The sequence below is a fragment of the Fretibacterium fastidiosum genome, assembly GCF_964642095.1.
In the GTDB taxonomy this organism is placed as follows: domain Bacteria; phylum Synergistota; class Synergistia; order Synergistales; family Aminobacteriaceae; genus Fretibacterium; species Fretibacterium fastidiosum.
Map to the genome: position 1 here is coordinate 2,416,845 of NZ_OZ209244.1, position 21,944 is coordinate 2,438,788.

The 21,944-nt window shown below is 66.0% G+C and carries 21 protein-coding genes; 15 read left to right on the top strand and 6 right to left on the bottom strand.

The window, feature by feature from the left end; translation table 11 throughout:
• The first annotated feature begins 58 nt into the window (after nt 1–58).
• Nucleotides 59–2,743, top strand: a complete 2,685-nt coding sequence (locus tag ACK28C_RS10900; protein WP_015556605.1) for a hypothetical protein — start codon at nt 59–61, stop codon at nt 2,741–2,743.
• Nucleotides 2,744–3,023: 280 nt separating this feature from the next.
• Here ACK28C_RS10900 and pgsW read toward each other — a convergent pair whose 3' ends face one another.
• The 6 genes from pgsW to ACK28C_RS10930 all read right to left on the bottom strand — a co-directional run bounded on the left by pgsW (nt 3,024) and on the right by ACK28C_RS10930 (nt 9,070).
• Nucleotides 3,024–3,947 carry a poly-gamma-glutamate system protein gene (pgsW, locus tag ACK28C_RS10905; RefSeq protein WP_409152172.1) on the bottom strand — a complete coding sequence of 308 codons (924 nt, stop codon included), beginning with the start codon at nt 3,945–3,947 and terminating at the stop codon, nt 3,024–3,026.
• A 107-nt stretch (nt 3,948–4,054) separates the two neighbouring features.
• Nucleotides 4,055–5,692, bottom strand: a complete 1,638-nt coding sequence (locus tag ACK28C_RS10910; protein ID WP_015556604.1) for a dipeptidase — start codon at nt 5,690–5,692, stop codon at nt 4,055–4,057.
• Between the two features lie 87 nt (nt 5,693–5,779).
• Entirely contained in the window at nt 5,780–6,958 is a 1,179-nt protein-coding gene (locus ACK28C_RS10915) for a deacylase (RefSeq protein ID WP_409152173.1), read from the bottom strand.
• Nucleotides 6,959–6,971: 13 nt separating this feature from the next.
• Nucleotides 6,972–7,157 (bottom strand): hypothetical protein, encoded by a 186-nt coding sequence (locus tag ACK28C_RS10920; protein ID WP_015556602.1) that lies wholly within the window; start codon nt 7,155–7,157, stop codon nt 6,972–6,974.
• Nucleotides 7,158–7,174: 17 nt separating this feature from the next.
• Entirely contained in the window at nt 7,175–8,470 is a 1,296-nt protein-coding gene (locus ACK28C_RS10925) for a citrate transporter (RefSeq protein ID WP_208873202.1), read from the bottom strand.
• Nucleotides 8,471–8,485: 15 nt separating this feature from the next.
• A complete protein-coding gene (locus tag ACK28C_RS10930; RefSeq protein ID WP_015556600.1) occupies nt 8,486–9,070 on the bottom strand; it encodes a DUF6305 family protein in 585 nt (194 codons plus the stop codon).
• A 420-nt stretch (nt 9,071–9,490) separates the two neighbouring features.
• Between ACK28C_RS10930 and ACK28C_RS10935 the strand changes: the two genes are divergently transcribed.
• The 14 genes from ACK28C_RS10935 to ACK28C_RS11000 all read left to right on the top strand — a co-directional run bounded on the left by ACK28C_RS10935 (nt 9,491) and on the right by ACK28C_RS11000 (nt 21,515).
• Complete coding sequence (locus ACK28C_RS10935; RefSeq protein ID WP_409152174.1) at nt 9,491–10,654, top strand: DegT/DnrJ/EryC1/StrS family aminotransferase; 1,164 nt, start codon at nt 9,491–9,493, stop codon at nt 10,652–10,654.
• A 4-nt stretch (nt 10,655–10,658) separates the two neighbouring features.
• Nucleotides 10,659–11,255 (top strand): sugar transferase, encoded by a 597-nt coding sequence (locus ACK28C_RS10940; protein ID WP_015556599.1) that lies wholly within the window; start codon nt 10,659–10,661, stop codon nt 11,253–11,255.
• Entirely contained in the window at nt 11,252–11,692 is a 441-nt protein-coding gene (locus ACK28C_RS10945) for a VOC family protein (RefSeq protein WP_015556598.1), read from the top strand. The genes ACK28C_RS10940 and ACK28C_RS10945 overlap by 4 nt, the downstream gene beginning before the upstream one ends.
• Nucleotides 11,689–12,762, top strand: coding sequence for a 3-oxoacyl-ACP synthase III family protein (locus ACK28C_RS10950; RefSeq protein ID WP_015556597.1), 1,074 nt, complete (start codon nt 11,689–11,691; stop codon nt 12,760–12,762). Before ACK28C_RS10945 ends, ACK28C_RS10950 begins: the two co-directional genes overlap by 4 nt.
• A gap of 37 nt (nt 12,763–12,799) precedes the next feature.
• Nucleotides 12,800–13,021, top strand: a complete 222-nt coding sequence (locus ACK28C_RS10955) for a hypothetical protein (RefSeq protein WP_015556596.1) — start codon at nt 12,800–12,802, stop codon at nt 13,019–13,021.
• Nucleotides 13,022–14,050, top strand: coding sequence for a 3-oxoacyl-ACP synthase III family protein (locus tag ACK28C_RS10960; RefSeq protein WP_015556595.1), 1,029 nt, complete (start codon nt 13,022–13,024; stop codon nt 14,048–14,050).
• Nucleotides 14,043–14,804, top strand: a complete 762-nt coding sequence (locus ACK28C_RS10965) for an SDR family NAD(P)-dependent oxidoreductase (RefSeq protein WP_409152176.1) — start codon at nt 14,043–14,045, stop codon at nt 14,802–14,804. Before ACK28C_RS10960 ends, ACK28C_RS10965 begins: the two co-directional genes overlap by 8 nt.
• Nucleotides 14,805–14,998: 194 nt before the next feature.
• Nucleotides 14,999–15,214: a hypothetical protein gene (locus ACK28C_RS10970; RefSeq protein WP_015556593.1), complete on the top strand. Its 216-nt coding sequence runs from the start codon at nt 14,999–15,001 to the stop codon at nt 15,212–15,214.
• 149 nt (nt 15,215–15,363) lie between these two features.
• Nucleotides 15,364–17,466, top strand: a complete 2,103-nt coding sequence (locus tag ACK28C_RS10975) for a heavy metal translocating P-type ATPase (protein WP_409152177.1) — start codon at nt 15,364–15,366, stop codon at nt 17,464–17,466.
• Nucleotides 17,463–17,762, top strand: coding sequence for an HMA2 domain-containing protein (locus ACK28C_RS10980; protein WP_015556592.1), 300 nt, complete (start codon nt 17,463–17,465; stop codon nt 17,760–17,762). The genes ACK28C_RS10975 and ACK28C_RS10980 overlap by 4 nt, the downstream gene beginning before the upstream one ends.
• A gap of 151 nt (nt 17,763–17,913) precedes the next feature.
• Nucleotides 17,914–18,138, top strand: coding sequence for an acyl carrier protein (locus ACK28C_RS10985; protein WP_015556591.1), 225 nt, complete (start codon nt 17,914–17,916; stop codon nt 18,136–18,138).
• The gene (locus ACK28C_RS10990; RefSeq protein WP_015556590.1) at nt 18,131–18,763 is read left to right on the top strand and encodes an acetyltransferase; all 633 of its coding nucleotides are present in this window, start codon (nt 18,131–18,133) and stop codon (nt 18,761–18,763) included. The genes ACK28C_RS10985 and ACK28C_RS10990 overlap by 8 nt, the downstream gene beginning before the upstream one ends.
• Nucleotides 18,764–18,771: 8 nt before the next feature.
• Nucleotides 18,772–20,400, top strand: a complete 1,629-nt coding sequence (locus ACK28C_RS10995; RefSeq protein WP_015556589.1) for an HAD family hydrolase — start codon at nt 18,772–18,774, stop codon at nt 20,398–20,400.
• Nucleotides 20,385–21,515 carry a glycosyltransferase gene (locus tag ACK28C_RS11000; protein ID WP_208873194.1) on the top strand — a complete coding sequence of 377 codons (1,131 nt, stop codon included), beginning with the start codon at nt 20,385–20,387 and terminating at the stop codon, nt 21,513–21,515. The genes ACK28C_RS10995 and ACK28C_RS11000 overlap by 16 nt, the downstream gene beginning before the upstream one ends.
• Nucleotides 21,516–21,944: the final 429 nt, after the last annotated feature.

Here is a 21,944-nt window from a genome sequence, read left to right on the forward strand (position 1 = left end):
TCCATCATCGTTTATCCCCTATGGCGAAACGGGGTAAAATTTCGAGGAGGTCCTTGAGATGCCGGAGGTTCCGCTCTGTCTGAGCTCTGAACAGGTCGACAGGATAAGAGAATACTGCAGCAAATGGGTGGAGGCTCGAACGGTCGTTCGGCGCCGCATGGACGCCTACGAGGAGGACTACGCCGCTTTCGAGAAGGAAAAGGCGGAGAAGGGGAACCCCACCCTCCTCGACGACGACCCGGCCGGGAGGACGTGGTTCGAAAAGATACGCGATGAGCTCAACGGTGAATTCCAACTCGATAACAGCTGCGCCCTCATCGCAGATGGCCCGGACAAGGCTCGATATTGGGCGCCGAAAGACATCGCCGCGGTGATGAACCTGCACGTCACGACGATAACGCGCCGCCTGAAGGCGATCGGGAAGGCCCCCTCGGCGGACTGGCGGGGGCGACTGAAGGCCTGCACGCACAAGACGGAGAGACCTCCCGTATACAGCGACGGCATCTTCGACGTCTTGATGGATTGGAAGGCCGAGTACTATCTGAAGAGTACGATCCTCGGTCCGCACCACTACAAGGGGGAGAAAATCTCCCCGGAGGACGAACATCGTATCCGCAGCTTCTGGCAGGAGACGATGGACGAGGCCAGGAGAGAGTACGACGACAGGAAGGCCGGGGAGCCTGAGGTGAGCCCGGAGCAAGAGGAAGAGCTGCTGCGCTTCGTCATGGACCTTTCGGACGAGGATCGGTCGGTGTGGTCGGTTCGGTTCCCGTGGGACAGGCCGTCTCATCGCGGGGACGTTCCGGACGAGGGAGAGCCGAGGGGGGCGGCACTTGGAGGGTTCAAGGACGCCTTCACGGAGCTTTGGCGCAGCATGTCGCACTGGAAGGGGAACCTGAGCGCCGCCGCCCTCCTGACGATCTACTCGGAGCTGTCCTACATCTTGAGCAGCCTCTACGCCTGGTTCCCCCTGATCGCTCTTCTGGTCCTCACGGCATGCTTCCTGTGCCTTCGGTACAGGGTTCCGCCGCGGCCCTTCTGGGGCGCCGCGGGGTCCACCGCGATCCTGTTCCTGGGTCTGTGGGTCCTCTGCTTCGTGGGGCGCGGCTTCTCCGCGGAGAATCCCAGCCCCCTGATGCGCATCCCTCTGATGAAGGACCTTCAGCAGGGCATCGCCCGTCTGGAGGGCATCGAGGCGAGGCGGACCGCCGAAACTCAGGCGATGTTGGAGGAGGCGCTGCAGGTCACCCACGCCTTCCTGCGGGAACGGCGCAGGACCGACACGCCCGTGTCGGAGGCGGAGTACCAGCAGATGCTGCACAAGACCGAGGCGCGGGAGACCCCGGAATCCCTCCGGCCTCTCCGCTCCGAGCTGCGCGTCAACGAGGCCCGAATCTACCTCCACTGGGCCTTCGACGATTACCGGTCGGGCCTCACCAAGCTCCAGGCGGCGGAACAGCTTCTGCTCCAGACCAGGGAGGAACTGACGCTGGCCGGACGAGGACACGACGTCCTTCAGGGAAGGACCGCCCTCGCACTGTCCGAGGTCCTCTACGCCGGCATGGAGCGCGGCCTGTGGGGCGAGCGCGCGGACGAGGCCATCCGCGCAGCCGACATGGCGTCGTCGCTCCTGCGGGACCGAGAGCCACAGGAGGCGATTGCGGCTCAGGAGGCCCGTTCCCACCTTTTCTACTTCCGCGGAGGACAGTCCATCGACCCGAACTCGGCGGACCTTCGTCAGGCCGAGGAGGCCGCGCGGGAGGGCCTTGCCCTCTCTGCGCGGAACGAGGGCTTCCTGTACCCTGAACTCGCCTTGGCACTGGGGCTTGCCCTGTCGGCCCAGGAGAACGCCAGAAAGGCCATTCAAGCCTTCACGGACGGCCTCCGGCACACGGACATGCAGCTCCAGCCCAACCTGTACGTCGCGCTCTCCGCGGCTCTGGCGGATGCCAACGCAGTGCTCTGCCTCGGCACGAAAGACCCCGCCTCGCGCAGGGATGCCGAAATGGCGCTGTCGGCGGCCTTCGGCGTCATGAACCGCTACGCTCATCTGACCTCGGACGCCTTCCTGCACTTCGCGCTGGCGCGGGCCTCCCTCGCCGCGGGGCTGGCGGCGCAGAACGGGGAGGACCTCGAGCAGGCACTTTCGAGCGTGAACCGGGTCCTCGACGTCTGGACGTTCACCCCCTACACGTCGAACCACATCCAGGCGGCCTGTACCAAGGCCGCGATCCTGACGGGGATGACCTTCCTGCCCAAAAAGCACGAGGACTTCGACAGGCTGGAGAGGGCGGGAAGCGAGATGGGCTCCGAGGCAGGCGACATGATCCGGAACGCCGCGCGCGACGCCCGTAGGGCGCGCATCCTGATGGACCAGGCCGTCAACCGCGAGGCCCTGCGCAAGGCCATTCAGACCCTGGAGCAGATCGCCTACTACGACCGCACCAACCCGACCCTCGCGCGGAAGTGCGCCACGGACCTGTTCAACGCCTACCTGGTCCTGGTGGAGGCCCACGCCGCTGCGGGGGCCATGGATAAGCTGTTCGGGCCGGAGGACGACGAGGACCACCTTGCCGCGGCAGAACGGGCCCTCCACCGCGCCCGTGAGCTGGCCGGAGGGCAGGGGACGAAGAAGATCGAGCGCGCGGAGTCGTCCTTGAAAAGACTCCGCCTGTCCTCCAGCGCGGCGCAGATGCTGATGCGCCTGTCCGGAAAGACGTCGCAGGACCTGAGGAAGCGCTGATTATACCAATCTGCGTCTAAAGGGAAAGGAAGGCCCCCCTGCAAGGGGGGCTGCCCCGAAGGGGCTGAGGGGTGTTTTTCATAAGACGCGCCTGTCTGACATTCCCCGTCAACGCCTCCACAAGGCAATCAATTGCCTTGCTTCGGCACAGCCGACCGACACGACGCCGACCGCCTGTCGGCGTCCGTAAGTCGTGTCGTCTGGCTGAACCCCTCCGGTTCGCTGACGCGAACCACCTCCCCTTTCAGGGGAGGCAATCTATATTAAACGCGAATTGGTATTAATCAGTGTTTCTCTGAACGGACGGCGCGCTGAAGCGACCGCGCGGAGCCTCGTAGGGGATGCCAAAGTCCGCGCAGATTCCCCGCGTAAAGAGCAGGTGGACGACCGGAACGCCGCGCGCGAGGTATTCATAGATCAGCCCCCGCTCCTCATTTTTGGGGATGGAGGCCGGCTTCCTCAGGAGCCCGTGTCCCAGGGTCAGGACCTCCATCCCCTCCGCTCCCTCCGCCCCAAGGCTCGTGGCGGGGCCGCCGCAACTGACAAAACACCGGACGCCGGGGGGCGCGTCGAAGATGTCGAGTCGCCGCCGAATGGCGCCCGACAGGGAGGGTTCCTCGATGCTGGGTTCGCTCCGCGAATCCAGCAAGGACCGCACCGTCGGCCAGGGGTCCTCCAGGAGCGTTTCCGCCAGCCGATCCCCTGCCCCACCCGGTGAGACCGCCGCAAGGCGCGTCCGCAGAAGCCCCCGTCGGTTCAAGAGGTCCAACATGACGGGGAACGTAAACCCCGGGGTCGTCCCGCCGTACATGGAGGACCCATAGGACAGAACCATCCGCACCTTGAGCCCCATGACCTCCGCGGCGCAGAGAACGGCAAGGGAATAGCCGGGGAAGGAGCCGCTGGCGTTGACGGCGATCCAGTCCCCCGATACCGTTCCGGCTCGCCGCAGGTACGCCTCCACCGCGTCCGCCATCTCGGGCCGCGCGGAGGCGCGCTTGTCCGCCAGGTCTCCGAGGGTGGTCGTCAGCGGGGAGAACTCCACGCCGATCAGGCCGCTTCCGTCGGGGTCCGTCTCCGGGTCGAACAGCCCCAGCCGAGTCCTCTCCACTCGAAGGACGTCCTCGCACCACCGCATGAGCTCCGCGGCCTGCCGCGCGGCGGCCGGCGAGGGGAACGGCGCCAGGAGCATCGCGCAGAACAACGCTGCCCAGGCCTTCCTCGTGAGCCCGCCCCCGCTTCGCCAAAAAGAGGCGGAGCGGCCCGAAGGCCGCCCCGCGACACGTTGAACGACGTTCATGACGCCCCCGTCTACTTCTTGGGGGCCTCCTTGGAGGAGCGACGCAGGGTGTCGAAGCCCACCGTCTTGTTCCACCACTCGGGATACGGCGTCGCCTTGACGTCCGTGTAGCCCAGGGCGTACTTGGAGAGCAGGCGATCTCCCAAGGACTGCCAGCGGTCGTGCCAATCCGTGGCGTGGCTGTAGGCGAAGTCCGTGACCAGGTCGATGGCGTCGTCCCGCTTGCCGTCCTTGATCAACTGCGCTGCGGCGTTCTGGATCAGCGGGGCCTGGAGGTAGAGGGGCTTCAGCTTGGCGTCGCGGGCCTTGTGGATTTCCTCGCGGGCGTCCTGGTAGCGCAGGCCCGCGATCTCCTGCACGCGGGTGCAGGTCCACCAGCCGGACTTGGGGTCGTAGGGATGGAAGCGGTCGCCGATGGAGTAGAGCGGGGGCAGTGCCCTCATGATCGGCCACAGCGGCGTGATGTAGGTGGTATCCGGCGCGCCATAGCCGTACCAGCTGATGCCGCGGACCTCCTCGGGAAGGTCCCCGCGAACCTGCGCGATGTGCACGTAGCAGGTGCGCATCATGTTGATGGAGCGCTCCCAGGAGGCGTCGGGGTTCTCCTTGCTGGAGTTGGCGAAGCGGATGGGGTTCCCCCACGGGCCCGCCTGGATGCCCTGGCTCAGGTCGAAGGACGTCCCCGCGTACCAGTCGCCCTTGATCATGAAGAGGTCCTGAACGGTGAGCTTGCGGTCCGGCTTGACGGACATCGGGTAATCGTACTCGTCCGGGCCCATCTTGAAGCTCTCCGGCGCCAAGAGGGACAGCGCGCGCCACTCGCGGCGCGTCGAGTAGAGCTCCGTCGAGGGCGAGTAGACGTCGGCCGGGCTGAAGTCCTTCTCGTTCACGTCCTTGGCCTCGATGAAGCCGTTCTTCACGGCGAAGTCCACCAGGTCCGGGCAGTACATCACGTTTTCCTTGTCCGTCAAGTCAAGGTGGCGCAGGCGGGCACGGTTGGCCGCCACGAACACCTCGTCGTCCGGCACGCGCCACGCGGCCCAGATCTTGTTGCCGTAGAACTCGATGACCCACGTCTCGTTCCCGTCCGTCAGGGGCATGGTCTCGCCGGCGTCGTACCAGCCGTACTTCTCCACCAGGTCGCCCATGATCTTGACGGCCTCGCGGGCGGAGGCGGCCCGCTCCAGCATGACGTCCTGAATGAGCCAGGCGTCGAGGGAGCCGGCAGCGTCCTTCTCCATGATCTGCTGGATCTTTTCGCTGCGCGCATCGGTCACCTGCACGCCGTTGGTGGCCTCGGCGATGGCCACCCCCTTCTCGTTCATGAAGGAATAGCGGGAGAAGAAGTAGCGGTACGTGTGCGGGACCTGAGGGATCTCGTCCAGCTGCTGCGCGTCCCCCTCATAGCCATGCGCGTCCTTGATCAACGGGCGCATGGAGCCCTCCGGCCAGTCGGCTTCGGGCACGATGAAGAGACGGGAGTTCGCGGTGCGCGAGTCGTCGTTGTGCGTGATCATGGCGCTGCCGTCCGCCGTCGCGTTCTTGCCCGCCGCGATCACCGTGCAGGCAAACGCTGCGCCCGACAACAGGCCCAGGAGCAAAAGAGCGGAAAAAAAGACCTTCAGTGCCCTGAAATTTCTTCGGTACATGGTTCTCCTCCTCCTAAAAATGAAACGAATCCAACAAAAGATCATCCCTCAACGCGCACTGCACGGCCAAGATCGGCCGGTTCGTCCCTAATTCCAGAAGACCTTCGAGGGGTCCGCCCTGGACGGATCGTGATAAAAGGCCCCCAGCCCCTTCTCCTTGACGTCCGTATAGGTCGGGAAGGAGAGGCGAAGCTCCTTCTCCGGGTCCGCCGCAAAGTCGTTCATCTGGCGGATCATGGCGAGCGTTCCGGAGAGGTGGCGGCCGACGCGGTCCCACATGGGGCAGCCCACGGAGATGTCGTAGGCGCAGAACAGGAGCTCGTGCTCCGCCGCGGTCTGCAGGAACTCGTCCTTACCCGTCATCATGAGGTCCTCCGTGATCTTTCCGGCCACGCGGTCGATAAAGGGTTCTGGGGTCTCCATCAGGATGACCAGCGCATCACTGAAGTCCCCCACCTCGCGATGGGTCAGGCCGCGAAGGCTCTTGGGCGACGCCTCGCACTTCATGGGGAACTCGGAGTCGGTCAACTCCATCGCCGCCATCATCGCCATGTCCTGCGCCCTGTCGTGGGCCACGTAGGTCGCCACGACGGGGTACATCAGGGACGCCTCGTGGGAGTCCACAAAAAGCGTGATGTTCTCCTTGCGCGTCAACTCCATGAAGGCGAAGGCAAGCTGTTCCGTGAGGTTCCCGTCCGGGCGGCCCGGAAAGGTCCGGTTCAGGTTGCGGGAGTCCGTGTAGTCCAGGTTCTGACCCGACGGGTAGTGTACGTAGGTGAACGGGTCCGGCCACTGGTCCAGCGGGGAGCTGTTGCGGTCCCCGATGCGGTAGGCCTTGGGGCCGAAGGGCGTCTCCACGTGGAGAAACTTCGGGTAAGCGTTGCCCAGCATCCCCACCGTGGACGCGCTGCGGTTCGCGTGGGGGCAGACGAAGACCCTCCCCTTCTCCACGCTGAGGTTCTCCATGATCAGGTAGGCGGAGAGGGACGTGGCCGGCTCATAGGGATGGGTTCCCCCCAGGTAGAGCATCGATCCGCCAGGGACGCCGGAGTCGAAGAGGTAGACGGGCGTGTCCATCTCCGTCCCCTTGATGGGGGGGAAGTAATCGCTCAACATGAAGGTCCGCGTAAAGGCGTCGGAGACCACGACGGACTCCTTCATCTCGCGGAGCTCGACGAACTCCCGCCCACCCAGCCAGGCCAGCCCCAGCGCGCAGCAGAGCAGGATCAGCTGGCGCAGCTTTGCGCCGCTCTCGTAGCTCATCATGTCCGCACCCCCGCTACTTGATGTGCAGCGCGCGCAGCAGGAAGGGGATGAGCGTGTAAGCGTAGACGATGTCGTACACGATGCTCCTGCGCGTCTTGCGAGCGAATAGGCCGCGAAGCAGCAGGAGGGCGACGCCCCCCGCCATGATGAAGTAGAACTGGTGGATCACCTCGTTGGCGAGGCGCAGAAAATCTTCCATCAAAAAACCTCCTTGGTCTAGTTGAAGATCAGCCACTTGAAGTCGTTTGCGTAGATCAGCATCCCCACCGCAACGAGCCCCATGAAGATGGCCGGAACCAGGATCGAGCGCAGGAAGGACAGGTAAGAGCCCTTGTACCCCGAAACCTCGATGGCCACGCGCCCCGATATCCTGGAGGGAGGCAGACAGTCCCCCAGCGGGAAGATGAGGCTCAGAGCCGTCGCGACGATCGTGACGTTGACTCCGATGGAGTTGAAGAGGAAGATGAGGGGCGTCCCCAGGATGATGCCGCTGCTGTAGCTCAGGGCGCCCTGGGCAAAGGGCAGGACGAACGGGGCGAAGGTGTAAATCAGCCTCACGGGAAGCGTGACGAACGTGATCGCGATCAGGCCGCGCACCCCCGTTGCCGCCATGATGTTGACGAGGACCCCAACGCTGATGACCGTGGCCAACAGGGGGAACACCTGCTCCGACGTCTCGGAGAGGACTCCGCACCATCCCGAAAGGCCCAGCTTCCTGGGGGAGAGGAGCATCGCAACGGCCGTGCTGATGATGAAAATCAACGGGATTCCAAGGATCGGAATGTAGAACGCCGCGTACTTCGAGAGGACCAGGAGCAGGATCAGCACGATAAGGGGCGTCGCGATGCGGAAGGCCGTCATCCCGTCGGGAGGCACCGGCAGGGAGGCCAGGACCTCGTCCTTGGGCTTCGGCTCGCCGCCCCGCAGCAGGTAGAACACCGTGAAGACCGTGATGACGGCGATCGGAGCCAGAAGGGGCACGTCAAACCCCACGTAGGGCATGTTGGCCTGTGCGCACATCAACATAACCCACAGGTTGATGGGCGGCGCCACGGCCGCCAGCATCGAGGTGACGTAGATGAAGGCCACGATCCTCGTCTCGCGAATCCCCATAAAGCGCAGCACCGTGGCCACCATGCCGCCGACCACGAACATCGAAACGCTGCCCGCCCCCGTGAGGGCGCCGGGGATCAGCATGATGACGGCCAGGAGGAAGAAAAGCACCCACTTGTGCTCGTAGAAGCGGCCCACCATCCGGCGGACCAGCGCATCCATAGCGCCCGTGGCGGAGTAGAAGTTGATGAAGATCGAGGCTGTGAGGAAGGTAAAGGCCACGTCGAAATACGTGAACGTCCCCTCCACGAAGAGGCGCACCGGGAACCCCAGCTTGCCGACGAGAGCCCCCACAACGGCCGTGACCACCATGGAGAGCTCGGGGGACTTGAGCTTCCAGCTCGCCAGGGCGAAGGTCACGACCATTGCGGCAAGGACTTGTGACGTTTCCGCGTACATGTCGACCCCCTCAGGCTATTTGCCGTACATCGCCTTCGCGAAGGCGTTGAGCTCCATGGCGCTCTTCAGGTAGGTGATCGGAACGTTGTGCTCCTCGGCGAACTTCGTGAACTTGCCGTCCTCGTCCCCCTCCCGGTTGACGACGATGTGGCTCGCAAAGGGAAGGATCGCGTCAATGGAGCGCTCGTCCGCGCTGCCCGGCTTCCCGCGGCGCGCCTTGCCCTCGATGTGGGCCGCGATGACCTGAAGGTTCAGCTCCTTCGCCTTGGCCATCAGCGCGTTCAGACGCTCGATCTCCTGATCGATCGTGATGCCCGAAGCGCCAAGGCCCTTGGCCGATGAGCCGATCACCACGAGGACGGTCTTGTAGCCGCCGCTTTCGAGGTCCTCAGGCTTGGGCTCCGCGTTGTAGGTCAGGTCGTTCACGACGCCCGCACGGGTCACGAGAAGCCGTCCCATCTTGCCGCCGGGTCCCTGCCCCGCGTTGGTGATCAGGAGGGGCTCCTGCCCCTGCGGAGGCTCCGCCCCCTCGAGCTCGGCATACGCCAATCCAGCCGTGACCAACAACAAAAGAATCGCAAGCAGACCGATTTTCTTCATTTCCAAAGAAAACCTCCTTAAAAAATTAAAGATATTTTGAAATTCCCCCCATCGCTGCGGCGAGGCGCCGCCCTGGGGAGGACGCTTCATCCGGATACCCTGCACCGACCGTCAGGTCCATTTCCGGAATTCAACGCGAAAAAGCGAAAAACGAACAAAAAACGAAATCAAAAGGACACCTTTTTATGGCTGATCTTATCGTAGTTATTATAAGGGATTCATCGGGTAAAAACGGCTTCCCGGTAAAAAATATATTTTCCAAAAAGCCGCTCCCGCAGTGAGCGCCCCGCGCTGCCTCCGCCGGGGCTTTCCTTTTTTCGCGGGGTGCGTTAAACTTCCTGCATGAATACGACTGCCCTGCGGCATGAGGAAGTCGTGGGTTCCGTCGCGGAATTTTTGACGAACGGGAGGCCTTCTGCAATGACAAAGCAGGATCGCATTTACCTCTCCCCGCCCCACATGAGCGGGGACGAGGCCGTCAGGGTGAGCGAGGCCTTCGCCTCCAACTGGATCGCCCCGCTGGGCCCTCACGTCAAGGCCTTCGAGAGGGAGGTCGCGGAGCGCGTCGGGGTGCGCGCCGCCCTGGCCACCTCGTCGGGGACGGCCGCCCTGCACCTGGCCGGCGCGCTCCTGGGCATCGGCCGTGGGGACCTCGTGCTGTGCGCCTCCTTCACCTTCGCGGCCTCCGTCGCCCCGGCCTTTCACGCCGGCGCGGAGCTCGCCTTCGTCGACTCGGAGCCCGGATCGTGGAACATGAGCCCCAACGCGCTGGAGCGGGCCCTGGCCGACTGCGCCCAAAGGGGAAAACTGCCGAAGGCCGTCATCCTGGTGGACCTCTACGGCCAGAGCTGCGACATGGACCCGCTGCTGGCGCTCTCCGCGCGCTACGGCGTTCCCGTGATCGAGGACGCCGCCGAGGCGCTGGGGTCGGCGTACAAGGGACGGCCCAACGGCTCCTTCGGGGCCTTCGCGGCGCTCTCCTTCAACGGGAACAAGATCATCACGACGTCCGGGGGTGGAATGCTGCTCTCCGACGACGAGGAGGCCATCGCCCGCGCGCGCTTTCTGGCGACGCAGGCGCGCGACCCCGCGCCCTGGTACCAGCACTCCACGCTGGGCTGGAACTACCGTCTCAGCAACGTGCTGGCCGGCATCGGCCGCGGGCAGCTGGCGCACCTGGACGAACGGATCGCGGCCAGGCGCCGGATATTCGATCGCTACGTCGAGGCGCTGGGCGACGTTCCGGGCCTCTCCTTCATGTCGGAGCCGTCCTGGAGCCGCAGCAACCGCTGGCTCTCCACCGTCGTCCTGACGGACCGCGTCAAGGCCTCCCCGCTCTCCGTGCTGGAGCACCTCGAGTCTCTAAACATTGAGGGGCGGCCCCTCTGGAAGCCCATGCACCTTCAGCCCGTCTTCAAGGGGGCGGACTACTGGCCCTGCGAGACGAGACGGGACGTGTCGAAGGACCTGTTCGAGCGCGGCCTGTGCCTGCCCTCCGGCACGGCCATGACGGAGGAGCAGCAGGACCGCGTCATCGCCGCCGTCCGGGAGGCCGTCGGCGCGCCGAAGGTCGTCGCCGTCTAGCCCGATGCTCAAACGCCTTCTGGACGTCGCCGGGGCCGCACTGGGGCTCGTCCTCCTCTCCCCCGTCATGCTGGCCGTCGCGGTCTGCGTGCGGCGGCGCATGGGGTCCCCCGCCGTCTTCGTGCAGACGCGAGCCGGGCGCGGAGGCAGGCCCTTCGCCCTCTACAAGTTCCGCTCCATGACGGACGAGCGCGGCCCCGACGGGAACCTCCTGCCGGACGCGGAGCGCCTGACACCCTTTGGGCGGTTTCTGCGCCGCACGAGCCTGGACGAGCTGCCTCAGCTCTGGAACGTCCTGCGGGGCGACATGAGCCTCGTCGGGCCCCGCCCGCTCCTGACGCAGTACGTGCCGCTCTACGACGCCCGGCAACGAAAGCGCCTCGACGTCAGGCCGGGCATCACGGGCTGGGCGCAGGTCAACGGGCGCAACGCGCTCTCGTGGCCCGCGAAGTTCGAGTTGGACGTCTGGTACGTGGAGCACCGCTCGACGGGGCTGGACCTGAAGATCATCCTGCTCACCATAAAAAAGGTGCTGGCACGCGAGGGCATCGCCGCGTCGGGCGAGGCCACCATGCCGCCGTTCGAGGGAAATAGATCATGAAAGTACACCACATTGGCTATGCCGTCAACGAACTGGAAAGCGCGGCGGAGAAATTTCACCGTTTGGGGTATTCCCCCTCCGGCACGCCCGTCGATGACGCCATACGAGGGGTGCGAATTCAATTTTTTGAGGACAGGTGCGGAGTAAAGGTAGAATTGGTGGCACCGCTCAAAGAATCCTCCCCGGTCAGTGGCTGGCTGAAGAAGAATGGAAACTCCCCATACCACATCTGCTACGAGAGCCTGGACATCGAGCGGGACATCGCCGCCATGCAGGAACAGGGTTTCATGCTGCTGGAGCGTCCTGCCCCTGCGCCAGCGATGGGGCAAAGGCGCGTGGCATTTCTTTACAGTCGGCCGACAGGGCTCCTGGAGTTTGTCGAAAATGTTCATGGGCCCCTCGACAGCGGCCCTGAAAGGAACGGTTCTCTCTTATGAAATTCTGTACTCTCTCAGGCGTTAAAATCGGCGGCGTCGCCGCCTGCGTGCCCAGGGACAGGGTGGACAACGGGACTGCGGGCGCGGAACTCTTTGGCTCCCGCCTCGCCGACACCATCAGGGTGACCGGCATCCGGGAGCGCCGCGTCGCGCCTCCGGGCGTTACGTCCCTGGACCTCTCCGTCGCGGCGGGGAAGCGGCTCCTCGACGCTGCGGCCCTGGACCCTGCTACGGTGGGCGGCGTGATCTTCGTCACGCAGACGCCGGACCACGACATGCCCAACAACTCGTCGCGCGCGGCGCACCTCTTGGGCCTGCCGAAGGACTGCTCCGCGGTGGACACAAACTTCGGCTGTTCGGGGTACGTCTACGGGCTGTGGCTGGCGGGGCTCATGGCGCGCTCCCTCGCCGCCCCGGTTCTCCTGCTGGACGGGGAGACGCAGTCGCGCTGCACCTCGCCCAGGGACCGCTCGACGGCCCTGATCTTCGGAGACGCAGGCTCCGCGACGCTCGTCCTGCCGGACGAAGGGGCCGCGCCCTGGCACTTCGGCTTCCTGACGGACGGCTCGAAACACGAGGTCCTCATCATCCCGGAGGGTCGTTCCCGACAGCCCTTCAACGAACGGTCCCTGGAATACCGGGAATGGCCGGACGGCAGCGTCCGGCGCCCCATCGACATCCGCATGGACGGCATGGCCGTGTTCGACTTCGTGGTGCGGAACGTCCCAGGATGCCTCAAGGCCCTGTTGTCCGGCGCGGGCTGCTCCGCCTCGGAGGTGGACCTTCTGCTCCTGCACCAGGCCAACCTATTCATGATTCAGCAGACGGCAAAGCTGCTCAACGTCCCGCTGGAGAGGATGCCTGTGAGCCTCGACCGTTACGGCAACTCAAGCTCCGCCACCATCCCCGTGACGGTATGCTCCGAGGCGGCGCAGCAGGTGGCGGGCCGGGCGAACCGCGCCCTGTTGGCCGGCTTCGGGGCCGGGCTCTCCATCGCAGCGGCCCTGATCGACCTGGGGCCCTGCGTCTGCCCGCCCCTCATCGAATACGACGAGGGCTCGATGGCATAACCCCTTATATTATTTTTTAATGGAGGTTCTTTTAAGAATGACGAACGAGGAAAAGCTGGCACTCCTGATCGAGACCATCGAGGCCGACCCAAAGGACGTGAAGCCCGACACCCTGCTGGAGACGCTGGACTGCTGGGACTCCCTCAGCAAGCTCTCCGTGCTGGCGATGTTCACCGCGCGCTTCAATCGCGACGTTGGCGTTGACGCCGTCCGGGGCTTCAAGACGGTGGACGATATCCTGAAGGAAATGCACGAGTAGATGAGCGCCCTTCAGGACACCCAGCCCGGAATCGAGGCCATTGAGTACTGGCTTCCGGACCAGGTCGTCACCAACGAGGACTTGGCGCGGGAATTTTACGACTGGGACCCGCAAAAGGCCTGGCGGGCGACCGGCATTCGCGAGAGGCGCGTTGGGCCGGAACCCGCTTCGGACATGGCCGTACAGGCCGCAGAAAAGCTCTTCTCGCTTCACTCCGTGGACCGCAGCTCCATCGACTTCCTCCTGCTGGTTACGCAAAGCCGGGACTATCCCATGCCGGCCACCGCCTGCATCGTGCAGGACAAGCTGGGCCTCCCGACGTCCTGCGGGGCCTTGGACCTCACGCTGGGCTGTTCGGGCTACGTCTACGGCCTTTTCATGGCCAAGGCGCTGTTGGCCTCGGGCAGCTGCCGCCGCGTCCTCCTGCTCACGGTGGAAAAGATATCGCACCTGCACCCCGCCGACAGGAGCACGCGCGTCCTCCTCGGCGAGGGGGCCTCCGCGACGCTGCTCTCCGCGTCGGACCCCATCGCCTCCATCGGAAACTTCGACCTCGGGACGGATGGCCGTGGGTACGCCAACCTCTTCGTCCCCGCCGGAGGCACCGCCCTTCCCCACTCCCCGGAGACGGCACGCTCCATTGCGGACCCGGCGGGAAACGTCCGCAGCCAGGACACGCTCTTTATGGACGGCATGGAGATCTTCAGCTTCTCCGTGCGGGAAGCGCCGAAGACCTTCAGGGCCGCCCTGGAGAAGAACGGAATGAGCAAGGAGGACGTCGCCCTGTTCGTCTTTCATCAGGCGAACCGAATGATCCTGGAGACGCTGCGGGCCAAACTGGACATCGACCCAAGTCGCTTCTGCATCGACCTCGAGCGCGTGGGCAACACCTCGTCCAGCTCCATCCCCATCGCCCTGCGGGACCGCATGGACGCGCTGAGGCCCGGAGACAACGTCCTGCTGTGCGGCTTCGGCATCGGATACTCCTGGGGGAGCACCGTATTGAAATGGAGGCGTTCTCATGACTGATCCCTTCGCTCTGGAGGGGCATCTCATCCTCGTGACCGGCGCGTCCTCCGGCATCGGGCGCTGCGTCGCGATACGGGCCGCCCAACGGGGGGCAAAGCTCATCCTGACCGGCCGCGACGAGGCGCGGCTCGCTGAAACCGCCAGCCAGCTCGACGGCACGGGGCACCGGTGGGTCCCGCTCGACCTGAGCCGGAGGGAGGGCCTTGAGCCGGCCATCGCCGAGGCCCTCGGTGGCACGCCCCCTCTGTCGGGCTTTGTGCACAGCGCAGGCGTTGCGCCGACGGTCCTGCTCCGCGACCTGAGCGCCGAAGCCGCGGAGGAGCTGATGCGCGTCAACTGGCTGTCCTTCATGGCACTGGCCAGGGCGATCTGCCGGCGCGGGCGCTACGCTCCCGAAATGAGCGTCGTCGCCGTGGCCTCCATCTCCGCGACGGCAGGACAGACGGGGCTCAGCGCCTACTGCGCCACGAAGGGCGCCCTCATCGCCGCCGTCCGATCGCTGGCCGCGGAGTACGCCCCGCGGGGGATCCGCTTCAACTGCGTGTCCCCCGCCCCCGTAGACACCCCCATGCAGCACGCCACCCGCGAACGGCTGGGCGACGGGTGGTATCAAAAGGAGGTGCTGGACAGGGCGAAGCTCGGCACGCTGGCCCCCGAAGACGTGGCGGACCCCATCCTCTTCCTCCTGTCCGACGCCAGCCGCCGCATCACGGGCGTCAACCTGACGATAGACGGCGGCTGGTCCTTCGCCTGACGCCGCGGGCCTCGCGTCCCGAACGGACCGGCCCTTCAAATCGGGGGCCGCGTGATAAAATAGAGCTGGGTCGAGGCCCGTGGCGCGACGCCGTTCCTGCGGTCCGCAGGACAGCCTCGACAGGGCCGTGCGCTGCCCTTGCCGCGTTTGGGGCGCGCTTTAGCGTTGATGTTTGTGAAAGGAGTGAGCGCAGGATGAGCTTGAGTGAAAAGAGCTGGGCGTTTGTGGCGGGGCTCGCTGCCGGCATCGGAGCCGCCTGTTTTGTCAAGAGCAAAGCCGGCCGCGCTGCGGCCGTGGCCGTGGCCGTCAAGGGGATGAAGCTGAAGGAGCAGGTGGCCGGCTTCGCCGAACGCGCGAAGGAGAGCCTGGAGGACATCGCCGCCGAGGCCCGCCAGAAGGCGGACGAATAGGGAAGCCTCGGCGCAACCGGGCCGCCGGACGTCCGGCGGCCTTTTTTTCTGACCTCCGTCCAAAATCCATGGTGCCGCTTCCGAAAGGAGGCGGCACCGACAACGAGTCTGACGGCTTGACCGTCAGCCAGCCAAAGGAACGAAGCGTAATGGAATACACCATCGAACACCAACTTCCGGGGCGCATACGGCTTCGATGTCCCCCAGGGTCCTTTTCACAATCCGAGGCCTACGCCATTGCGGCGATCCTCGAGACGCAGAGCGGCGTCCTCGAGGCCCGCGCCTCCCACAGGACGGGAAGCCTTTTGATCCGCTACAGCGAGGGGCACCGCGACGAGGTCCTCAAGGCCGTGGACCTCCTGGACCGCTCCTTTTACGGCCCAATCGACGGCGCCGCGCTGGCCCCCTCCCCCGGCGGGAGCATCGGAGAAAGCCTGGCCTCCGTGTTCGTCGGGCTTGCCGTCCGGGCCCTCATGCCGCGGATCATTCGTTCCGCGCTGACGATCTTTCGCGCGATGCCCCTCTTGAGAAAGGGCCTCCACAGCCTCCTCGCCCGCGGACAGGTCAACGTCTCCGTGCTGGACGCCTCGGCGGTTGGCGTCTCTCTGATGCGCCGCGACTTTCGCACCGCCACCGTCATCACGACGCTCCTGACCCTGGGGGACATGCTGGAGGAGTGGACGCACAGGAGGTCCCAGGAGAGCCTGGGCGACAGCCTGACGCTGAAGGTCGATCAGCTCTGGATCAGGCGCGACGGGTGCGAGGTCCAGATCCCCATGAAGGAGCTCGCCATCGGGGACTGCGTCGTCGTCCGAACGGGCAGCGTCATCCCGGTGGACGGCGTCGTCGTGGACGGGGACGCCATGGTCGATCAGTCGGCGATGACGGGCGAGTCCACCGCCATCCGGCGCACGCCCGGCCTCTCGGTCTACGCCGGAACGCTCGTCGAGGACGGGGAGCTCGTCGTTCGCGTCACGGCCTTTGACAGCGATACGCGCATCCACAGGATCGCGGCGATGATCGACGAGTCGGAGGGCCTGAAGGCGGAGGTCCAGAGCCGGGCGGAGAGGATGGCGGACGCCATCGTCCCCTGGAGCTTCCTCCTGGCGGGCGGCATCTACTTCCTGACGGGAAGCGCCGTGCGGGCCGTCTCGGCGCTGCTCGTGGACTACTCCTGCGCCATCAAGCTCGCGACGCCACTCGCGATCCTGGCGGCCATGCGCGAGGGCCTGAAGCGCGGCGTCTTGATCAAGGGCGGGCGATTCCTCGAGGCGATCGCCTCCGCCGAGACGTTCGTCTTCGACAAGACGGGGACCCTGACGGTCTCCACCCCCTCCGTGGCGGAGGTGGTCCCCTTCGAGGGATACGACCGCGACGAGGTCCTGCGGACCGCGGCCTGTCTGGAGGAACATTTCCCCCACTCCCTGGCGCGGGCCGTCGTGAGGCAGGCGGAACTTGAGGCGCTGTCGCACAAGGAGAAGCACTCCACCATAGAGTACATCGCGGCCCACGGCATCGTGTCCCACATCGGCACGGACAGGGTCCTGCTGGGGAGCGCGCACTTCGTGTTCGAGGACATGGGCATCGTCCCCTCGCCCGAACAGCAGGCGATCATCGAACGAAAGCGGGGGGAGCGCTCCATGCTCTACCTGGCGATCGGGGACCGCCTGGCGGGCTTCCTCTGCATCGAGGACCCGCTGAGGCAGGACGCTGCCGAGACGATCCGGCGCCTTCACGACACGGGCGTCAAACGCGTCGTCATGCTCACCGGGGACAACCCCCACGTCGCGCGGGCCGTCGCCGGAAGGGTGGGGGTGGACGAGACGATGGCTCAGCTCCTGCCGGAGGACAAGACGAGGCTCGTCCAGCAGTGGAAGCAGGAGGGCGGCAGCGTCGTCATGGTGGGCGACGGCATCAACGACTCCCCCGCGCTGGCGGCCGCCGACGTCAGCATCGCCATGCGCAGCGGCGCGGACATCACCCAGGCGGTCGCGGACATCGTCCTGACGGACAACCGCCTGACGGCCATCGCGGACGCCCGGCTCCTGGGGGCAAAGGTCATGCAGAAGATTCGTCGCAACTACACCTTCATCGTCGGCGCCAACACGCTCCTCCTTGCGCTGGGGACGGGCGGCACCATCACCCCCGGCACGGCCGCGCTGCTGCACAACCTGGTGACGCTGGGAGCCGGCGCCTTCAGCCTGACGCCGCTTCTGCCCTCCCCTTCGACCTCCATGGAGGCAGACGCATGATCGAGAGCTTCATCGAGGGGCGCGTTCGCCTGCGCTCCCCCCTGCTGCACGACGAGGAGCTGGCCCGCCGCCTGAGCGAGGGGCTGCTCGCCATCGGGGGGGTGCGCCGGGCTCAGGTCAACCGGCGCACGCAAGGCCTGCTCCTGGAGTACGACAAGGACCGGCTTCCCCTGGAGCGCCTCGCGCCCGCCCTGCCGATCTTCGACCGCATCAACGCCCTCGAGCGCCGTCCCGCGGACGAACGCCGCGCCGCCCTTGATGCGGCGCTGACGGACCTGCGCCACCTGCTGGGCTGACGCCTACCGACCGCTGCATCGCTGCGCCGCGCCAGCGGCGCTTTTTTCATCTTCACCGCCTCCTCTCGCGCCCAACGCCCTGCACGGAAGGGGGAAAAGGGGGTAAAATGGTGTCGGTGCTTTTGAACGATCAATTTAAGGGTGATCTTACATGCAGGTCATTGCACAGACCATTTTACAGATAGCCTCCGACGTCCTGGGCGCTCCCCTGGCGGAGGAAACGGTCATGACGGACGTTCCGGAGTGGGACTCACTGAAGACGCTTCAGATCGTCATGGCCCTGGACGAGGCGGGCCTTTCCATCCCGCTGGAGAGGATCGCGGAGGTCAGGGGCGTCCCGGACCTGATCCGCTTCGCGCAGCAGTGCCATGCATGACCTCGTCGTCTACGGCGCCGGAGGCCTTGGGCGCGAGGTGGGAGAGATGGTGCGCCGCATCAACGAACGTCACCGCTTCTGGCGCCTCCTGGGCTTCGTCGACGACGGCGGAGCCTCCGGCGACCTGGGCGGCTCCGAATTCCTCGGCGGACTGGAGTTCATCAAGGGGTTCAACGGCCCTTTGGACGTCGCCATCGCCATCGCCAACCCGGCAGCGAAGCGCCGGCTCTACGAGACGCTGAAGCGGGACTGCCCCAACGTGACATTCCCCAGCGTGATCGACACGGAGGCCCGGCTGTCCTCCCGCGTGAGCCTCGATGAGGGCGTCATCATCTCCCACTTCTGCTCCGTCTCCGTGGAGGTCCGGCTGGGGCGGTGCGTCTTTCTGAACACGGGCACACACGTCGGCCACGACACCACGATCGGGGACTTCAGCTCCGTCATGCCTAACGTGGACATCTCAGGAAACGTGACCGTCGGGAGCGACGCGCTGATTGGGGTGAACTCCGCCATCCTTCAGGGGGTCGCCGTCGGCTCGGGCGCGACCGTCGGCATGGGGGCCATCGTCATGACGCCGGTGCCTGAGGGCTGCACGGTCCTGGGCAACCCGGCACGAAAGTTCTGAGGCGGGCCATGAGGCAGACCGACAACGGGCCGCTCATCCTCCTTGCGAACTTCACCGCCGAGAGCCTCGCCATGCGGCTCTGCGGCGAGGGCGTTGACGCCCGCACCACGCCGGGCTTCGACACGTGGCGCATGGAGCTCCTTTCGGAGACGTCTTCCATCTGGCAGGAGCCGCGGGGCGTGCTCCTGCTGCTCCTGCACGGGCCGGCGCTCTTCCCCGACGGGGTCGATGCCGGCTTCGCGGGCGTCCTCGACGACGCCCTGACCCTCATCCGGAGGGCGCGCGACGCACACCCGGACCGCACGCTGGTCGTCTCCACCCTGGACCTCCCCTCCCCGCCTGCGCTGCCCCTGGCAGCGGCGGACCCGGCGCGGGAGGCGTCCCATCGCTGGCGCTCCGGCCTGGCGGCCATGGACCTTCCCGTGCTGGACCTGGAATCCCTCGCCGCGGAGGTCGGCAGGGCGCGCTTCTACAACGCAAAGACGTGGTATTTCGGGGCCCTCCCCTTCTCGGCGGAGGGCGAAAAGCGCCTGGCGCAGGAGGCGTCCCGCGTCCTCCGCGTCCTGACCTGCAGCCGCAGGAAGTGCCTCGTGCTGGACCTGGACGACACGCTGTGGGGCGGCGTCGTCAGCGAGGACGGGCTGGAGGGCATCGCGCTGTCCGACCACGGCGTCGGGGCGGCCTACCGCGACGTTCAGGCCCTCGTCAAGGCCCTGTCGGCGCAGGGCGTGCTCCTGGCCATCAACTCCAAGAACGACGTCGAGGACGCGCTGCTGCCCTTTCGGAAACACCCGCACGCCGTCCTGCGTGAGGAGGATTTCGCCGTCGTCCGCGCCAACTGGCGGCCCAAGCCCGAAAACGTGCGGGACATTGCCGGCGCGCTCAACATCGGCATGGACTCCCTGGTCTTCATCGACGACAACCCGGCGGAACGGGCCGCCGTGCGCGCGGCCTGCCCGGAGGTGGAGGTCCCGGAGTTCCCGCCGGACACCTCCGCCCTGCCCGCCTTCATCCGCGAGGTTGCAGACCGGTTTTTCACCGCTCCGTGCCTGAGCGCCGAGGACGCCGGCAAGACCGCGATGTACCGGGCGGAGGCCAGAAGAGCGGAGGCGCGCGCCCACGCCTCGCTGGGGGACTACCTCGCCTCCCTGGAGATGCAGCTCAGCCTGCGCCCCCTGGGCGAGGAGGAAATCCCGCGGGCGGCGCAGCTCTGCGCCAAGACCAACCAGTTCAACCTGACGACGCGCCGCTACTCCGAGGCGGACCTTCGGGCCATGACGCAGGACGAACGCCGCAGGGGCTGGATCGCGGGCCTCAGCGACCGCTACGGGGACTACGGGCGCATCGCCCTCGTCATCGTCGAGTTGGACCGGGGGGGGACCTCCGCCTCCTTCGACACGTTCCTGATGAGCTGTCGCGCCATGGGGCGCGGGGTCGAGTCCGCTCTGCTTGCCTGGGTGGAGGAGCTGCTGGCCGCCGAAGGGGTCACCCGCCTCACGGGGCGCTACCTCCCCACGGCGAAAAACGGCCCCGTGAAGGACTTCTGGCGGGACATGGGGTACGCCCAGGACGGGGACGCCTGGACGCTCAGCGCCCCCTTTCCGGAAAGGAGGTCCTGCCTGTGCCGAAACTCCTGATCGTCACGACGGTGGCTTCAACGCTCAAGGCCTTCCTCCTGCCCTACGCGCGCCACTTTCGCGCCCTGGGGTGGCAGGTGGACGCCCTGGCGCGGGGAGCGTCCTCTGAGCCGGAGTGCCTCGAGACCTTCGACGCCTGTCACGAGGCCGCCTTCACCCGAAGGCCGTGGCAACTGAAGAACCTCAGGGCCATGAACCGCGCCCTTCGCGACCTCGTGTTGCGCGAGGGGTACGACATCGTACACGTCCACACGCCGGTGGCGTCCTTCGTCACGCGCATGGCCCTCCGGAAGCTGACGGGCCGAAAGCGCCCCAGGGTCGTCTACACCGCCCACGGATTTCACTTCTTCCGGGGAGGGCATCGACTGAAGAACCTGCTCTACTTCGCGCTGGAACAGAGGGCCGCCCATTGGACGGATTACCTGATCGTCATCAACCAGGAGGATTACGACGCCGCCTTCGCCCATGCCCTGGTCCCACCCAACCGGCTGGCGCTCCTCCCCGGCATCGGCCTCGACCTGGCGCTCTGGAATCGAACGTCCGTCAATGCAGCCGGCGAAAGCGATGTACGGCAGGAATTGGGCCTCGCCCCCTCGGACAAGATCTTCCTCATGGTGGCGGAGTTCAACCCCGGCAAGCGCCACCGGGACGCCTTGGAGGCTCTCGCCATCGCGGGGCGAAAGGACCTGCACCTGGCGTTTGCGGGCCGCGGCCCCCTGGAGGATGCGGTGCGGGAGCGCGCAGCAACGCTTGGGCTCCTGCCCCAGGTCCACTTCCTGGGGCAGCGAAACGACGTCCCCGCCCTGATGCTGGCCTCCCTGGCGACGGTGCTGCCCTCCGAGCGCGAGGGCTTGAACCGCAGTGTCATGGAGTCCCTCGCTCTGGGCGTCCCCGTCCTGGGTGCGGACGCAAGGGGCATCCGGGACCTCGTCACGGCTCCCTCGCGCGGCGCCCTCTTTCCCGTCGGCAAGCCCGCGGCCCTGGCGGCGGACATGCTGATGATGGCTACCGATCCGCCAACGGAGCGCCCCATCCCGGACCCGCGCTGGGACGTCCGGGAGCTCCTGCGATCCCATGAGAAGATATACTCTCTCCTTCTGAAAGAACGGGGGTAATCGGGCTGGCTGGTCGTAGTGGACCGGCCAGCCCCAGCACCACTGCGCCCCGCAGAGGAGGACGGGGCAGAACGGGATGGCCGAGCGGCGTAATGGGATGTGATACCAATTCAAGAGAGGAGTAGTTTTTGGCCCCCCTGCAAGGGAGGCTGCCCCGAAGGGGCTGGGACTGACGGCCCGTGAGCGGTAGCGAACGGCAGTCGGAAGGCTCCCCGAAGGAGAGGTGTTTTTCATAAGACGCGCCTGTTTGACATTCCCCGTCAACGCCTCCACAAGGCAATCCATTGCCTTGCTTCGGCACAGCCGACCGACACGACGCCGACCGCCTGTCGGCGTCCGTAAGTCGTGTCGTCTGGCCGAGCTGCGGAAGTCCCCCGGACTTCCTTCGCCCTCAGCCGACCAACCGGCCGCCGCAATCCTCCCCAAAGA

Coding starts and splice junctions, on each gene's coding strand:
- ACK28C_RS10940 (WP_015556599.1), top strand. CDS start 10,659: ATGCTCAAACGCCTTCTGGACGTCGCCGGGGCCGCACTGGGGCTCGTC.
- ACK28C_RS10960 (WP_015556595.1), top strand. CDS start 13,022: ATGAGCGCCCTTCAGGACACCCAGCCCGGAATCGAGGCCATTGAGTAC.
- ACK28C_RS10915 (WP_409152173.1), bottom strand. CDS start 6,958: ATGATGAGCTACGAGAGCGGCGCAAAGCTGCGCCAGCTGATCCTGCTC.
- ACK28C_RS10950 (WP_015556597.1), top strand. CDS start 11,689: ATGAAATTCTGTACTCTCTCAGGCGTTAAAATCGGCGGCGTCGCCGCC.
- ACK28C_RS10980 (WP_015556592.1), top strand. CDS start 17,463: ATGATCGAGAGCTTCATCGAGGGGCGCGTTCGCCTGCGCTCCCCCCTG.
- ACK28C_RS10920 (WP_015556602.1), bottom strand. CDS start 7,157: ATGGAAGATTTTCTGCGCCTCGCCAACGAGGTGATCCACCAGTTCTAC.
- ACK28C_RS10910 (WP_015556604.1), bottom strand. CDS start 5,692: ATGTACCGAAGAAATTTCAGGGCACTGAAGGTCTTTTTTTCCGCTCTT.
- ACK28C_RS10970 (WP_015556593.1), top strand. CDS start 14,999: ATGAGCTTGAGTGAAAAGAGCTGGGCGTTTGTGGCGGGGCTCGCTGCC.
- ACK28C_RS10900 (WP_015556605.1), top strand. CDS start 59: ATGCCGGAGGTTCCGCTCTGTCTGAGCTCTGAACAGGTCGACAGGATA.
- ACK28C_RS10985 (WP_015556591.1), top strand. CDS start 17,914: ATGCAGGTCATTGCACAGACCATTTTACAGATAGCCTCCGACGTCCTG.
- ACK28C_RS10955 (WP_015556596.1), top strand. CDS start 12,800: ATGACGAACGAGGAAAAGCTGGCACTCCTGATCGAGACCATCGAGGCC.
- ACK28C_RS10945 (WP_015556598.1), top strand. CDS start 11,252: ATGAAAGTACACCACATTGGCTATGCCGTCAACGAACTGGAAAGCGCG.
- ACK28C_RS10995 (WP_015556589.1), top strand. CDS start 18,772: ATGAGGCAGACCGACAACGGGCCGCTCATCCTCCTTGCGAACTTCACC.
- ACK28C_RS10990 (WP_015556590.1), top strand. CDS start 18,131: ATGCATGACCTCGTCGTCTACGGCGCCGGAGGCCTTGGGCGCGAGGTG.
- ACK28C_RS10925 (WP_208873202.1), bottom strand. CDS start 8,470: ATGTACGCGGAAACGTCACAAGTCCTTGCCGCAATGGTCGTGACCTTC.
- ACK28C_RS10965 (WP_409152176.1), top strand. CDS start 14,043: ATGACTGATCCCTTCGCTCTGGAGGGGCATCTCATCCTCGTGACCGGC.
- ACK28C_RS10975 (WP_409152177.1), top strand. CDS start 15,364: ATGGAATACACCATCGAACACCAACTTCCGGGGCGCATACGGCTTCGA.
- ACK28C_RS10935 (WP_409152174.1), top strand. CDS start 9,491: ATGACAAAGCAGGATCGCATTTACCTCTCCCCGCCCCACATGAGCGGG.
- ACK28C_RS10930 (WP_015556600.1), bottom strand. CDS start 9,070: ATGAAGAAAATCGGTCTGCTTGCGATTCTTTTGTTGTTGGTCACGGCT.